Here is a 16204-nt window from a genome sequence, read left to right on the forward strand (position 1 = left end):
GTGTCGATTGACTGGGAAAAAGCACAAAACCAGATGTAACAGTTTGAAAAAATTAGTGGATTTCCAATTGCACAGCACGAATTCCTCACCGAATTTTTGGAATCGGAGGAAATTTTTGTGAGTGATGTAAATTTGCACAAAGATGCATCTCTGAATTGACAGAAAACTATAAATATGATATAATAAAAGCAGTTGAAAATTCTGCAATTGCAGAAAAAGGAGGTGTCGGCAAATGCGGCACAATTGGATCACCCCCAGGATGGGGCTTTTTTTGGCGGCGGCAATGCTGATGCCATCGCTTTCGGCATTGCCGCCGGTGTCTGCGGCGGAAACTGCCATGACGGATGATCTGCTTTCGGTGCAGGGAATTCCGGTGGAACACACGCCGGAAATTGCCCTTTACGGGGCAGGGAACACGTCCCCGGACGAACAGGCAGCGTATCCGGAGGACATTTACAGTTCCACAATGGGCTATGACGTTCTGAACGATGCACAAAAAAGTCTATACCGCAAGATCAAGGCGGCGGCACATGCATTTTATACCGGAACTGCGGCGGCAGAAGGAGTGTCTTACGGTTCTGATGAGGAAAAGTTACCCTGCTTTGCCATAGTCAGCAATACGGATTCTTCTCTCTCCAACGAGGATACCGTCAAGGTCATTTCCATGTTCCGCAATGACAATCCCATGTATTTTTTTGTGGGGAACAACTACTTGTACAGCATGGACTACGATTTTGAAACGGAAGAAAACTATGTTGGTGCGGTTTATATCGCCTGCGTCGAGGAATACACCAGCGGGACGGCACGACAGGCGGAACGCCGTGCACTGGAAACACAGATCACTGCGGCACGGGAACAGGTGGAAGCACAGGATACTGCATGGGCAAAAGCCAGAGCCGCCAATGACTGGCTCTGCAACAGCCTGACTTACGCCTATGATGCCAACGGTAATCCGGACGATTCTATGGCATCACACAGCATTGTAGGGGCGTTTGATGAACGCTATTGTGCGGCAGTGTGCGAGGGCTATGCCAAGGCGTTCCAGCTGCTGATGAACGCTGCCGGCGTGGCGAATGCCTACATTATCGGGCTGGGAAACGGCGGCGGGCATGCGTGGAACATGGCTCAAATGGACGACGGCTACTATTATTATTTTGATGTGACGTGGAACGACTCCACCAGTTCAGACAAATATTTTGCCGCGGGAGAAACGAGTTTTTCCAAGAATCACACGCCCAACACGGCAGACGGCGAGAGATGGGACTATCTCTATGACCTGCCGGACGTGTCGGAGGACGACGGCACTGATGAAACGGGTACTGTTCTGACAGAGGAAGATTTCACTTACCAGCTGTACACAGACCACGCGGTTCTGACGGCGTACACTGGCGAGGACGTATTTGTTTCCGTGCCGGAGGAGGCAGACGGGCTGCCGGTTACAGCGATCAAAGGAGCATTTGCCGGAAACACTGCCGTACAACTGGTGGACCTGCCGAAAACCGTGACTGCGGTTTCCTACGGCACCGGCGGCATCGGGGCGTTTGAAAACTGTACCGCTTTGCAGGCGGTTTCCATGATTTTGACTTCCCGCGTGGAATACCACTCGTTCCGGAACTGTTCTGCGTTGCAGACTGCCACGCTGCCGCAGACAGTTACCCTTGTGGGAGCAGGTGCTTTTGCGGCGTGTACCAGTTTGAACACGCTGCGTGTTTATTCCAGTGACTGCACCTTTGGGGCAGCATCGGTAGTTCCTGCGGAAACGGTGCTTTACGGCTATGCGGGTTCTACCGCACAGGCTTACGCGAAAAAGTATGACCGGACATTTCTGTCGTTCGGGACTGTGACGACTGCCGCAACCACAGCTGCAACTGAAACGACAACGACCACCACACAGACGACAACCACGACCCGAGCGACAACACAGACTACTTCTGACAGCACCACTGCAACCACGACAGCAACAACTGTCACTGCCGGAGAGATTCTGCTGCCGGAGGTGGGGGACTGTAACAATGACGGCGTGTGCAGGGTAGATGATCTGGTGCTGCTGAATCAGTACCTGTTGGGCAGCGTACAGGGCAGCGAAGTGCAGCGACCCGCGATGGACTGTAACGCAGACGGCACAGTGGACAGCAGGGACAGCCAGCTGCTGGCGATGTTCCTCATGCAGCTGATCCCACGGCTGCCGGCATAACAACGGATATAATGAAAAGGCACAGCTTCCGAAAAAGCTGTGCCTTTTGTCATATCATGAAATGGTTTGCAAATGATTGTGAAGACAGGTTCTGAGATCAGCCGTTGTACGGCAGCGTCTTGACGAGGTTTACAATGAACTGCATCAGAACAGTTGCGTCATCAGAGCTGATTTCGCCGTTGCCGTTGCAGTCTGCATTCTTGTTCGCTGCGGTGTCCAGCTGTACCGAACCGGCAACTGCCTTGTTCAGCAGAACACAGTCGGTAACATCTACACGGCCGTCCAGATTGACATCGCCGTACAGAACGACACCGGCAGGAACCGTTTCAGTTGTACCGCTGTTGCTGCCTTCTGTCGTCTTGGTGGTATCCGTTGCTACCGGAACGGTGGTGTCTGTTGCTACCGGAACGGTGGTATTTGTAGTCGTGATCGGATCCAGCGAATCAAATGTGATGTCGTTTGCGTTTGCGTAGTCCTTTGCGGCAGTGCTCTCATTGCCGGTAATGGTCATATCATTGCCCTTTACAAGCGTATCCTTTTCCACTTTGTAGCCGAATGCATTGCTGCCGATAGAGGAAACGTTTTTCGGAATGGTGATATTTGTGAGAGAATCGCAGTCTACGAATGCACACTTGTCGATCGATTCCAGAGAATCCGGAAGCTGAATGTTGCTCATAGAAGTGCAGCCGCCGAAGGCGTACTGTCCCACCTTTTTAACGCTTTCCGGAACGGTAACATTGTCCAGTTTATTGCAGCGGTAGAACAGGTAGTTATCCAGATTGGTAACGCCGTTGCCGATGGTGACATCGGTCAGGTTGGCATTGTTGTAGAATGTCCACTTGCCGAGATCGGTCACAGAGTCCGGAACAGTGATTTTGGTAACATTGGTGCACTCTGCAAAGGCACTCTGTCCCAGCTTGGTGACGGTATCCGGAATGTTGACTTCTGTCAGACTGGTGCAGCCGTAGAATGCAGAAGCACCGATCGAGTTAACATTTGCCCCGAACTTGACATCATTCAGGCTGGTGCAGCGATAGAACAGGTTGTCACTGATCTTGGTCAGAGAATCCGGCAGGACAATGCTTTCCAGAGAACCGCAGCTGTAGAATACGATCTCGTCCACCTGCTTCAGTGTCTGCGGCAGTGTTACGGATTTCAAGTTGCTGCAATAAGCGAATACGCCGGATTTGATCGTGGTGATGCTGTCCGGAATTTCAATGCTTTCCAGACCGCTGTATGCAAAGGTGTCCTTCCGCAGGGAAGTCATGCCGGAGGACAGCTTGACAGTTTTCAGATTCTGGCAGTGGCTGAATGCTGCTGTTGCAACATTAGTCACACTGTCCGGCAGTTCGATAGAAGACAGACCGGAATAAGTAAAGGCATTTGCGTTGATTCTGGTGCAGGAGCTTTCGGGGAACTGCACAGTGTCCAGACTTGAACAGCCATAGAATGCATTGGAACCGATGCTCTGTACGCCTTCTTCCAGAACGACAGTTTTCAGCTTTGCACAGTTTGCAAACATGGTAGAGCCGATGGAAGTCAGATTTCCGGGGATCGTGATGGATTCCAGAGATGCACAGTAGGAGAATGCATCGTCACCGACAAAGTACAGGCTTGCCGGCAGCTTGATGTCTGTCAGGTTGGAGCAGGAGCAGAACGCACCGCCGTTAATGGAAGCCACGCTGTCCGGCATGCTGACGCTGGTCAGATTGGTACAGCCCAGAAATGCGTTTGCACCGATGCCCACCATACCGTCCGGCATGGTGACGGTCTGCAATTCCTTGTTGCCGTAGAATGCAGCCGCAGCAATAAAGGTTACCGGATAATCTTCTTCGTCCTCTTCGTCATAAATGGTATCCGGAATCACCAGATCAGTGGTGCCCGGCGCACAGCCGGTGATCTGTGCCTTTTTCGATACGATCTTGTAGTACAGCTTGCCGTCCTGTGTCGGTTTGCCGTCCGGAATCACAACGTCGGGATCTTCCGCATAATTCGGTGTGGGAATGGTTTCCAGACCGCCGGCAGTGCCGCTGATCGCTGCTTTCACATCTGCTGCGATCTGTGCATCGACCTGACTGGACGGCATCGGTTCTTCCAGTTCCGGCATCACTGCCGAGATCACCGTGTCGGCGGCACTCTGAGGTGCTGCATAAGCGGTCGTGCCCAGACAGCAGGGAATCAGTGCCGCAATGGCAACGATGCCTGCAATAGTTTTTCTCCAATTTGATCTCATAAGAATAAGCCCCTTTCAGTGCATGAGTATACATACGATATTTCTTACATTATAATCGATTTTATCCCTTTTGTCAATAGCTTTTTTGTAGAATTTGACAACGCTGTTTTTGTGAGGAATGACGGAAACACCGGCTGCCTTACAGAATTTTTCCACAAGTTCTTGCTTCTTTGGCAATTTTGCAACGAAATAGAAATTAGATTTGAAAACCGAAAAATGGAAAAATATGTTTGACTTTTTGTGGCATTTGTGCTATAATATTAATGTATGACTTTAGGGCAATACCGCACAAAGATTGTGCGACAGATGCGTCGTCAAATTTCTCGTCAGATGAAACAAAAAGCGGAGTGAATACTGGATGTATTCACGAGCATTTTTGTGACATATGACGGGAAATTTGCAAGCAGATGGCGTGCAAAGTCGCCAGACGCTCTTTGTGCGGTATTGCCTTAGATAAAAAACGCCTCCGGAAGTGCTTTCCGGAGGCTCTGAAAGCAGCGTCATGTCAGTCTGTCAGGTAGGTTCGGCGTGAGGCTGCCTGCATAGAGAGGAAGCGATGTTTGTGCAGAACCCAAACACGAATCGATACCGTTGCCTTAGCTTTTTACTGGCGGGCATGATGGCTGTGACCAGCCTGCCGCTGCCGGCATTTGCAGCAGATGCGGCGGCGGGGGAGGAGATCGCCATTTCGGCAGAACGATTTCCGGACGAGCAGTTCCGGAACTACATTTCCGAACAGCTGGACAGCGACGGTGACAACATGCTGTCCGCGGCGGAATGCAGCGAAGTCGTTGACCTGAATGTATCCCAGCAGGGCATTGCCGATCTGACGGGGATCGATGTCTTTTCCAAATTGCAGCAGCTGGATTGTTCCGGAAACACGTTGTCGGCATTGGATATTTCCGGTGCTGCACAACTGTTGCAGCTGAATTGCTCTGCGAATCCGGATTTGTCTGCACTGAAACTGCCGGAGAAAAACGGTGCGTTTTCCTTTTTGGTGATGTTGGACTGTAGTGACTGTGCTCTGACAGAGTTGTCGCTGGATTCCTACGCCCTTTTGGGAACGCTGGACTGCTCCGGCAACCAGCTGGCAGCACTGGACGTTTCTGCGAATTCCAATTTGCAGACTGTAAACTGTTCCAATAATCAGCTGGCAGCACTGGACGTTTCTGCAAATTCCAATTTGCAGACTGTAAACTGTTCCAACAACCAGCTGGCAGCACTGGACGTTTCTGCGAATTCCAATTTGCAGACTGTGGACTGCTCCGGCAATCAGCTGGCAGCACTGGACGTTTCTGCGAATTCCAATTTGCAGACTGTAAACTGTTCCAACAATCAGCTGACTACGCTGAACTTTTCCCAGAATGCCAAGCTGGAGGAAGTGGACTGCTCCGGCAACCAGCTGACAGAACTGGACGTATACAATGCCCTTCTTCAGAAACTGGACTGCTCGGAAAATGCCCTGTCGTCCCTGTTCCTGTCGGAGTGTTCTGCTCTCCGCGAACTGGACTGTTCCCAGAACCAGCTGGTGGAACTGGACACCACCGGACTGACGCTGGAAATACTGGAAACTGCCGGCAATCAGCGTGCCATTGTGCCGCAGCCGGAACGGGCGGGAGCGTACAGCTATGACCTGAACAATCTGCCGGAACTGGAACAAGACCGCATCACCGGCTGGGAGAACGCTTCTGTGAAGGAAGATGCCGCCAATGTACTGCAAATTCCGGCAGACACCGAACATGTGGCTTATGGCTACCGGCTGGACAGCCAGCAGGCAGTGCCGGTGGCAACGTTCACCCTGACATTGCAGCCGGACGAAGCGTGTTATTTGCAGCTGAACGAGGAGCATTTTCCGGACGCAGCATTCCGGAGCCTTGTTCGCGACAGCTTTGACACTGACGGAAACAGCTGGCTCTCGCTGGCGGAACTACAGGCAGCCAAAATCCTGACGATTTCCGCAGACAGCGGCATCACAGACCTTACCGGAATGGAACAGCTGTGCTGGCTGGAGAATTTGCAGTGCAGCGGAATTTCTTTAGAACGACTGGACGTTTCCGGATTTTCCGCTTTGAAGATGCTGTCCTGTGACGGCTGCGGGCTGAAAGAACTGCTGCTGCCGGAAGAATCCTCGCTGGAGGTGCTCTCCTGCAAACAAAACCAGCTGACCTCTCTGGAACTGAGCAGGCAGAGCAACCTGCAAGAGCTGTTCTGTGCGGACAACCAACTCTGTGCCCTGCAAATCGACGGCACGAAACTGGCAGACGGCACAGTGTCTGCTGATGGAAACGTGGCTGCGATCTCGCCGGATATTCTGGGACAGCTGGACTTGTCCCAACTGTCCGGCTTCTCCGCAGAGCAGGCAGAGAACTGGACAAACGGCACGGTGCAGGACGGTGTTCTGACGGTGGCAGACCTTAGCCAGCCGGTGACCTATACCTATTATCTCGATGCCGCCAGAACCCAGACGGTGCAGTTTACCTTACAGCCAGAGGAACTGCTGCTGCCTGTTGATGCAGTACATTTTCCGGACAGTGCATTCCGCAGCTATGTACAGGGACTGGACACCAATGCCGACGGCAGCCTTTCCCGCGGGGAACTGTTTGCCGTAACAGAAATGCTCATCGGCGGGAAGTCTATCTGGGATCTGACCGGAATCCAGTATTTTGTCCGGCTGGAAACGCTGGACTGCTCCGCCAACAATCTGCGGAAGCTGGATCTGACAACGCTTTCTCAACTGAAAACGCTGAACTGTTCCAGTAATAATCTCTCCTCGCTGGTACTGCCGGAGAACAGCCTTCTGGAGGAACTCCGCTGCTCCAGCAACAGCACATTGCAGGAACTCTCTGTTGCTTCTCTTTCTCATCTGCAAGTGCTCTACTGTGCCCAGTGCCGCCTAAAAACGCTGGATCTGACGAATTCGCCGGAACTGACGACATTGAACTGTTCGCTGAATCAGCTGACTTCGCTGGAACTGGGCGGACTGTCCCAACTGACCACGCTGAATTGTTCCATGAATAAGCTGACTGCTTTAGACTTATCAGCTCTTTCCGTACTGAGATCCCTGAACTGTGCCAGCAACCAGATTCCGGCACTGGCGGTGGAACAGTGTCCGGAACTGGCTACACTGAATTGTTCCAACAACCAGCTGACCGTGCTGAAAACCGAGTCGCTGCCGAATCTGGAATCGCTGGTGTGCATCAACAATCAGCTGACTGCATTGCAAGCAGCTGATTGCGTGACACTGCAAAAGCTGAGTGCGGCACGCAACAAATGTACTGTTGCAATGGACAGCCTGAACCGGATCCGCTTTGCAGATCTGGCGGAGAACTTTCAGCCGTCCCGCGTGGTACAGGGCAGCATTACCAATGGTGAGGCAGGTGCAGGCGGTATCTATGTCACAGACCCCGGCTGGAGTGTGTCATATCAGTATCAGGCGCAGGCAGATGATCCGGACAGTGTGATCACATTTACACTGGTGCCGCAGGCAGCAGAGGAAACGGGTGTGCCCATTGATGCAGAGCATTTTCCGGACGAAAATTTCCGCCGTATCGTTGTCCGGTATGACACCGACAGTGACGGACTGCTTTCCCGGTCGGAACTGAAACAAGTCACAGAACTGGACGTTTCGGTCAACGAGATCGCCGACCTGACCGGCGTGGAATACTTTACAGCACTGCAAACGCTGAACTGCTCCAATAATAAGCTGACAACAATTCCCCTGCGGACGCTGGGGCAGCTGGAAAAGCTGAACTGCAACAATAACCAGCTGACCACGCTGGATTGCTCTGCCAATACATTGCTGAAGGAACTCAGCTGTGCATCGAACCAGCTGACGGCGTTGGAACTCTCCAAATTGACGGAACTGACGAAACTGGCGTGCGAGGGCAATCAGCTGACTGTGCTGGAACTGGGCACACTGACACAGCTGCAAACGCTGGACTGCTCCGGCAACCAGCTGACCACACTGGACGTTTCGGCACAGAAACAGCTGGAAACACTGCGGTGCACGGAGAATCACCTGATCGCACTGGACGTGACTGGTCTGTCAAAATTACAGCGGGTGGAAGTGATCGATAACACCCGAAGCATACCGTTCAACGCCATGGGACAGGTAGATCTGTCTGCCCTTGCAGACGGTTTCCAGCCGTCAAAGGTGCAGCCGGATATGTGGCAGAATGCCACCTGTACGGAGAATGTGCTGACAGTGAACGACCGTTCGCAGGAGGTACGCTATGCGTACCAGATCGATGCCGGTGATGCCAGCCGGACGGTATCGTTCACATGGATCCCCACAGTCATGGAAGAAGATGCCGTTGCTATTGATACAGAGCATTTTCCGGACGATGTGCTTCGTTCCTATGTGCTGCAATCTCTGGACAAAAACGGGGACGGCATGCTGCAAATTTCCGAGCAGAAAGCGGTAACACAGCTGGACATTTCGAACTGCGGCATTGCCGACCTGACGGGGATTTCTTACTTCCCGAATCTGGTGCAGCTGAACTGTGCAGGGAATTCGATCTCCGATCTGTCCGGAATTTCCGAGAAATTGGAGGTGCTGGACTGTAGCAATACCGCACTGCGGGAACTGAACCTGACGGACTTCTATCGGCTGACAGAGCTGCACTGCCGCGGCTTGCATCTGCAAAGCCTGAGCGTCAATGTTCTGCCGGAACTGCAATTGCTGGACTGCGGGGAGAACGAGCTGACTTCTCTGTATCTGTCCAACCTACAGCTGGAAAAGCTGATTTGTGACAACAACCAGCTGACAACCTTGGATCTGTCCCGCTGTACGGCACTGAAAGAAGTGGACTGCCGCAAGAATCAGCTGACAGGCTTCACGTGGGGAACGGTTTCACTGCGGGTGCTGAACTGTGCGGAAAATCAGCTGAATTCTCTGAACATCAACAATCAGCAGGCTCTGGAAGAACTGGATTGCAGCGGCAACCAGCTGGGCTGGCTGATGCTGACCAATCTGCATCAGCTGGATATGCTTTACGCCGGCAGCAATCCGCTGCTGGCACTGAACCTGTCGGAGCAGGCACCGATGACTGTCTGCGATCTGCAAAATTGTGTGGTTCTGAAAAAGCCGTCCTGCAACAGAAAAGATCTGTATCTGGAACCGACGCAGTGGAGCGGGTTCCGGTTAGACCTTGTACAGACGTGGAACAACGCCGAATGCAGCGGCACAAAGGTTTATATAACAGATCCGCTGCAAAATATCACTTATACTTATAACACAGGAAATCCCAATGTGACTGCATCTTTCACTGTGCAGCTGCAAGACATTCCCATGAACATCGTCGATGTGACGCTGGAAAATGAGAAGAACATTTTCTATACCGGCGAACCGCTGACACCGGACGTGATCGTAGTTGCAGGAGGCAACGAGCTGAAACAGGGCACGGATTACACGCTTTCCTATGAGAACAATCTCAACGCCGGCAGAGGAACGATTGTGGTCAGCGGGGCAGAGGGCTCTCTCTGGTCGGGCAGCGTATCGCTGGAATTTGTCATTGAAAAAGCGGTGCCCAAGGTGACTGTGATATGGGACGATTCCGCGGAATATACCGAAGGTGATGACGTGCCGCCGATACGGCTGGACACTGCCAATACCGAGGGCATTCTGATGTGGACGGCAGACACACCGAGCACTTTCAAAGCCGGCAGAAACCAGCTGCAATGGAAGTTCGTTCCCGCGGACAGTTCCAACTATGAAACCGCGATCGGCACCATTGTCGTTTCTGCCAAGGAAAAGCCGGTCACAACAACGGAAACCACAACGACGACGACTACGACAACAACAACCACCACTACAACGGAAACCACCACCGAAACTACTACCACAGAAACGACCACGACAGAAACCACTGCGACTACCACAGAAACAACCACCGAAACTACGACGGAAATGACAACCACCACCGCAGAAACGACTGTAACTACTACCACTACTACTACAGAAACGACTACCTCGCTGACGACTACAGAAAGCACCACTGCGAAAACCACGGAGTCGACTACGGCAACGACAACCACCGATGAAACGTTTACGAAAAAGCCGATCACCACGACAACGACTATGACGACTACTACCGAAGAAACGTTCACCAAGAAGCCGGTCACGACTACCACGACTGCGACAACTACCACAGAGGAAGCATTCACTAAAAAGACAACGACAACCACGACAACAACAACGACGACGACTACTACCACTACCACCACAACAACCACTACGACTTCTGCCACAACGACAACGACAACTACCACAACGACTACTACGACAACGACGACGACTACTACAACCACGACAGAAACCACGACAACGACGACCACCACAACTACGACTTTTACAACTACGGAAGAAACGACCACCACGACCACCACAACAACTACTACGACAGAAACAACCACGACGACTACAACAGAGAGCAGTACCACGGAAACTACCGCAACGTCTACGATTCCCATTCTGACGACGGAAGCAACGACGACTGCGGAAACCACGTCGGAAACCAGTACTGCCACCAGTTCCGGAACTACCACCAACACCACCGCAGCCACCACGACAACTGCCACTGCGACGACGACCAAGCCAATTATTTTGCCGCGTACCCGTGGTGATGCCAACATGGACGGCGAGGTGGATTCGCAGGACGTTTTCGAACTGCTGCTGTATATTGCGAGAACAGCTGTGGGCGAAAAGGACGTGGTTTTCCACGAGGATTCGACTGTCAACCGCTGGCTGATCCTGATGATGGACATCAACAATGACAACAAACTGGATTCGCAGGATCTCTACTATTTGCTGCTGTACATCGCAATGCATGGAGCCGGAATCAAGGCAACATGGAGCGATGTTCTGAAAAACTGACCGAAGCATTGCCCTATATAAAAAAATCCGCCTGAAGTGTTTTCTTCAGGCGGATTTTTGTTGTTTTAAGGAAACACTGAATAAAGCTTGTGCGTAAGATGCGTAGTCAGATTTTTCGGCAGATTGCACAGAAATTCCGCAGGCAGACTTGGTGTCTGGCAAGGGATTTCTGTGCAATATGACGGAAAATCTGCAAGCAGATTGCGTGCAAAGCCGTCAGGCGGGCTTTATTCAGTGTTTCCTTAATAAGCGGCGGTTGTAGTGCCGGTTTCAGATGCCGGTTCTGTAGAACTGCTGTCCGGCGTGACAGCTCCGTTTGTCAGGGTGATGATAAAGCCGCTGCTGTTGTCACCGGAAACAGTGTAGACCGCATTTTCCGGCAGGGAAACCGTTGTGGTGCCGCTGGCATCTGCGGGAACGTAGTAGATCGTGTAAGACTGTACGCCGTCAGAATATGCCAGCCCGCCGGATTCCATGGTGTAATTCCGGAGATAGTCCAGGTATTCCTCCAGACAGAAGTTGTTTTCGTGCATGATCGCCGCATGGATTTTGCCCACATACCGGAAGTGGTGCGGGGCGTAGGGTGTGCCGGTGGTTTCTGTCTTGTCGCTGGGATACCGCAGAATAAAGCCGTATTCCCACGAGTTCGTCACCATCCACTCATTGCGTTTGGTGATGTAGGGAACAACTTCGCCGGTGCTGGTGATCAGACCAATGTCAAAGCCGTAGCCGCTGCTGCGGTCAGGGAGAACATTGGTATAAATGGAGGTGCTGCTCAGCGTGGTGTCCAGCGTGCTGTAAACCTGTAGATTGGCATAGCCGTTTGCAGCGGCGTATGCATCGAACAGACTGCACAGCGGCTCCGTGATTTCCGACTGCATTTGCAGGGAAGTATCTCTGGGCTTGACGTTGGTATCTGTCACGGCGGAAAAGTCCGTCCATGCCTGTGCACCGGCATAGGGATGTGCGGCATCTACCAGAATCAGAGAGCCGTTTGCCTCATCGGCTGCGGTCAGCTGTAGTACCGTTCCGCTGGGTTGTGTTGCTTCGGTGGTATCAGCGTTTTCCTCTCCTGCGGAAGAAGTGTCAGAGGCGGACGGCGTAGAAGCAAATCCGCCTACGCCCACAATATTTTCGGGAACATTCTGCAAGAAAACGCGGTAAAATGCGTCTAGTGCGAAGATCCCGACAATCAGGAGCACTAACGCAAGGAGAAAGCCGGCGGGACTCATGTGTCTTTGTTTCCGTTTGCTCATAGCGTGGAACCAGCCTCCTTTCCTGTGAAAGCTGCTGTTTCGGTTATGCAGCCGGCACAGCAGTATCAGTAGTATCGGTGAACGTGTCTGTAGGGTCCACGGCAGAACCGTTTTCATCGGTTTCCACTGGGCTTAGGTCTGTCGGCATAGGATAGCCGTTGTGGATCAGACCATAGATCGCAAAGGTATCGAATACGGCTCTCCAATAAGTAGGGCCTTTGGCGGTGACAGCGATAAAATGCTTGCCCTCGGTGTCAGTGGCATAGCTGACCAGACAGTTGCCTGCCTCGTCGGTGTAGCCGGTCTTTCCGGCATCAATGGAAATGCCGGTGACTTCGTTGCCGTACATGCGGCTGTACATGGTGCTCTCCAGCAGAATGCCTTCCGGGTGCTGCTCTGTGGCAGTGGTGGTGTACTGATAAGTGCCCAGAATTTCGCGGCAGGTATCATTTTCCATGACCGCAGACATCAGCATGGCAATGTCCGTGGCAGTGCTGTAGTGGTTGGGGTCGTAAAGTCCGCTGGCGTTGGTGAAGTGGGTATTTTTCAGCCCCAGTTCCTCCACCTTTTCGTTCATCAGCTTGACGAATTCGTCCTCAGAGCCGCAGAGATAAATGGCGATCGCGGTGGTAGCATCTGCACCGGAGGGCAATGCGATCCCGTACATCAGATCTTTCAGGGAAACGGTTTCACCCTCTTCAAAGCCGGCACGGGAAGCTTCCGCTTCGATCAGCGGGGCAATGATCTCGTAAGTCATGGTAAATGTATCGTCCATGTTTTCGATATGTTCCGCCGCCACTAAAAGCGTCATGATCTTTGTCATCGATGCCGGATAAATGCGTGCGTCCGGATCCCGCTGTGCCAGAACGGTGTTGTTTTCCACGTCCAGCAGCACAGCATGTTCGCTGGAGATATTCGAAGCGGTCAGTTCTGTGAGGTTGTCTGCCGGTGTGGGATATGTCAGCAGGGCAGGCGGTTCGGTGGGAGCCTCTGTGGGGGCTTCCGTCTGTGTAGCAACTGGAGCCTGTGCATTTGCCGCCGGAGAAAGCTGCTGCTCCACCTTGGGCTTGCCGGTCTGTGTCAGAAGTACGATGATAAATACTACCACGATAAATCCGCAAAGGACACCGATCATGATATTAATCCAGAGTTTTGTATTGTGGGGATTTTTCTTTCTGCGAACTTTCATTGCTGCACCTCATACCAAAATTCGATCTTTTCAGGGCGTGTCCTTGTCCAAACACGGAAACACGTCCGCAGATTTTGTGCGGCAGTTCTACGGCAAGGAAGCAGAAAACCTGTTTTTTGTCGGACTGCCTTTACAATTATAATCCATTTTTACCGTTTTGTCAATGGATTTAGAGGATTCTTCATGAAAATCTGCAACATTGCCCCGCAGGCTTGACTGAGAACAGCAATTTTCTAGTGCAGCCATGTCGAAACTGTCCGGCGGAATTCGCTCGTTCCTCGCTGTCCGCCTGTGGCTTGCCAACGCCGGTGGTTGCCCTTGCCTGTATCGGTAATGTTGATATTCAGGCGTTTTCCTGTGCAGACGGTAAACCTTATTTTTTACGGCGTTTTGCAAGCTGGTGGAGGGGTTCCTCCGCAAAGTGTAACTTCTAGTGCAGCCATGTCGAAACCGTCCGGCGGAATTCGCTCGTTTCCCTCGCTGTCCGCCTGGGGCTTGCCGACGCCGGTTGTTGTCCTTGCCTGTACGTGTAGTGTTGTTTTTCTAAGATTTTACTCGTACAGGCGATTAACTTTAATGAATTCGGCGTTTGCAAGCTTGTATATAAGGCTCCCCTTTAGGGCACCCGAAGGGCGTGCCTTGTGCTGAGCTGGCAAGCCGTAGGCTTGACTGAGGGGTATTCGCTACAGCAGCCAACCGATTTCACAAAGAGTTACGCTTCTTTTTTTCTTTACTGAAAAGAAAAAAGAAGCAAAAAAAGAAAAGAGTTCGCATTCCACCTGTACTGTAAGATTCCAGTATCACCCGAAGATTATACAAGAGATTTTCACCAACAAAGCTCCCCCGGCGGGGCATACAGGAGGCTGCTGCCGCCGTAACACTACCCTTTTCACTTTTGAAATTGGGGCGTAGGGTCAGCGGCGACTCGCCGCAAAAAACGGAGATGCCACAAAACTGTAGCATCTCCGCAGAGAAATATACAATGATTCAATGCAGCGTTTACGCCGCAGCAGATTCCAGAAGCTTCTGGAATGCAGTGTAGGTTTCCAGCACCTTGTCTTCACCACTCAAGGCACGCTGCCGCACAACGGCGTGGGTGAATTCTCCGTCAATGAATGTCCAATAGGTGGTGTCGTCCTTTTTCACAAGGTTTACCACATGGGTGCTGCCGTCCAGCATGGTATACTCCAAGTGGAGAGCCGGCTCGGTATCTGTCGGAACCTGTGCAGAAGTGTCCAGCGATTCGTAGGAGATCTCGGACAGTGCGGTGTAGAAGGTCTTGAACGCCTCGGTCAGTTCCGTGTCGTCGCTGTTGAAGCTTTTTCCGTTGCAGCTGTAGGTGGTGCTGGCATCGTCAAATGTGAAGCTGTCGTCGATGTCTATGGTCTTGTCATTGAAAGAACCGTGATACTGCATGGTCAGTGCGGAAACCTCACTGATGCTGAAATAGCAGACGGTGTCGTCCATGTAATCTGAAGCATTTTTTTGCAGAAATCCCAGATAGCTGGAGTCCAGCTTCAGGATCTCGTTGGTTTCCTTGTGCAGACAGTCTACATAAGAAGATGTCAGCGGATCGAAATCCTGCACCAGAAGGGTGGTGACTTCTCCGGTCGCCTGTGTAAACTGGAACATGTATGCCGGCTTGTCGAATCCGTACTCGGCATACTTGTCCTCGGTCACATCGCTGTCACCGAAATCATCAGCTTCCAGTTCGGTAAGCTGGGTGAACAGGGTAGAGAGGTTGGCGTTGTTGACCGCAATCGGCGTTTCCAGCGGTTCTGTCAGTTTGTAGTCAGAGTTTCCGGAAGTGTCCTCAAAGGTATAGACCGTTTCGCCGTTCCGCTGTAAGGTCAGCTTGAGAATGTCAGAACTCTTGTCGTCCATGAGATAGCGGTAACGCATCTGCGTTTTGGTGACATAGAGATAACCGGCGGTGTTGACATCTGCCAGATACACATGGTCGTCATCGTCCTGCATCACATAGAAGCTGGACTTGGTGGGGTTCTGACCGCCGATGTACAGGGTCTTTTCCGGCTTGTCCGCATCACTGGTGTAGTAGGTGATCGAAATCGGATCGGACAGCCCGTAGGTTTTCAGCTTGTCGCTGTCCGCAGTTCCCAGATCCTTGGTCGCTGTCAGAGAACAGCCGTAGGTGCAGAGGGCATCAATATAATAGGTATTGATGTGCATCGCATCCCCCTCGGCAACCTGCCACTGGCTGTTGTCGTCCTTGTCAATGGTGTAATCCAGTTCCGGTGTGTGGATCACCAGCTTTGTTACTGCATCGGAATCAAAGGAACTCAGCTGGAGAGCTGCCGCTTCTTCCGCAGCCTTTTCCTCTTTTTGAGTCTGATAGTAGTCCACGCCGAAATAGGCACCGAAGCACACACCGATCAGCAGAACCAGAATCAGCCCGATAATGAGTTGTCGTTTCATATTGTAAAATTGCCTCCTTGGG

Annotated in this window: 6 protein-coding genes; 2 read left to right on the forward strand and 4 right to left on the reverse strand. The window is 52.0% G+C overall.

What is annotated here, in order from left to right:
* Window positions 1–232: 232 nt before the first annotated feature.
* On the forward strand, window positions 233–2194 hold the full coding sequence (locus DXB92_RS05365) for a dockerin type I domain-containing protein (protein ID WP_117732942.1): 1962 nt from the start codon (window positions 233–235) through the stop codon (window positions 2192–2194).
* Window positions 2195–2291: 97 nt separating this feature from the next.
* Here DXB92_RS05365 and DXB92_RS05370 read toward each other — a convergent pair whose 3' ends face one another.
* On the reverse strand, window positions 2292–4427 hold the full coding sequence (locus DXB92_RS05370) for a leucine-rich repeat protein (protein WP_117732944.1): 2136 nt from the start codon (window positions 4425–4427) through the stop codon (window positions 2292–2294).
* 562 nt (window positions 4428–4989) lie between these two features.
* Between DXB92_RS05370 and DXB92_RS05380 the strand changes: the two genes are divergently transcribed.
* A complete protein-coding gene (locus DXB92_RS05380) occupies window positions 4990–11301 on the forward strand; it encodes a leucine-rich repeat domain-containing protein (RefSeq protein WP_181976921.1) in 6312 nt (2103 codons plus the stop codon).
* Window positions 11302–11543: 242 nt separating this feature from the next.
* Here the strand turns inward: DXB92_RS05380 and DXB92_RS14275 are convergent, their stop codons facing one another.
* The 3 genes from DXB92_RS14275 to DXB92_RS05395 all read right to left on the reverse strand — a co-directional run bounded on the left by DXB92_RS14275 (window position 11544) and on the right by DXB92_RS05395 (window position 16182).
* The gene (locus DXB92_RS14275; RefSeq protein WP_276713894.1) at window positions 11544–12557 is read right to left on the reverse strand and encodes a D-alanyl-D-alanine carboxypeptidase family protein; all 1014 of its coding nucleotides are present in this window, start codon (window positions 12555–12557) and stop codon (window positions 11544–11546) included.
* Between the two features lie 43 nt (window positions 12558–12600).
* Window positions 12601–13746: a serine hydrolase gene (locus DXB92_RS05390; RefSeq protein ID WP_117732952.1), complete on the reverse strand. Its 1146-nt coding sequence runs from the start codon at window positions 13744–13746 to the stop codon at window positions 12601–12603.
* 999 nt (window positions 13747–14745) lie between these two features.
* Complete coding sequence (locus tag DXB92_RS05395) at window positions 14746–16182, reverse strand: DUF4340 domain-containing protein (protein WP_117732954.1); 1437 nt, start codon at window positions 16180–16182, stop codon at window positions 14746–14748.
* Window positions 16183–16204 lie beyond the last annotated feature (22 nt).

The organism is Ruminococcus sp. OM06-36AC, assembly GCF_003438725.1.
Taxonomy (GTDB): Bacteria; Bacillota; Clostridia; order Oscillospirales; family Ruminococcaceae; genus Ruminococcus_C; species Ruminococcus_C callidus.

What these genes read in the sequence shown, in the direction of transcription:
- DXB92_RS05365 (WP_117732942.1), top strand. Translation starts at nt 233, where the DNA reads ATGCGGCACAATTGGATCACCCCCAGGATGGGGCTTTTTTTGGCGGCG.
- DXB92_RS05395 (WP_117732954.1), bottom strand. Translation starts at nt 16,182, where the DNA reads ATGAAACGACAACTCATTATCGGGCTGATTCTGGTTCTGCTGATCGGT.
- DXB92_RS05390 (WP_117732952.1), bottom strand. Translation starts at nt 13,746, where the DNA reads ATGAAAGTTCGCAGAAAGAAAAATCCCCACAATACAAAACTCTGGATT.
- DXB92_RS14275 (WP_276713894.1), bottom strand. Translation starts at nt 12,557, where the DNA reads ATGAGCAAACGGAAACAAAGACACATGAGTCCCGCCGGCTTTCTCCTT.
- DXB92_RS05370 (WP_117732944.1), bottom strand. Translation starts at nt 4,427, where the DNA reads ATGAGATCAAATTGGAGAAAAACTATTGCAGGCATCGTTGCCATTGCG.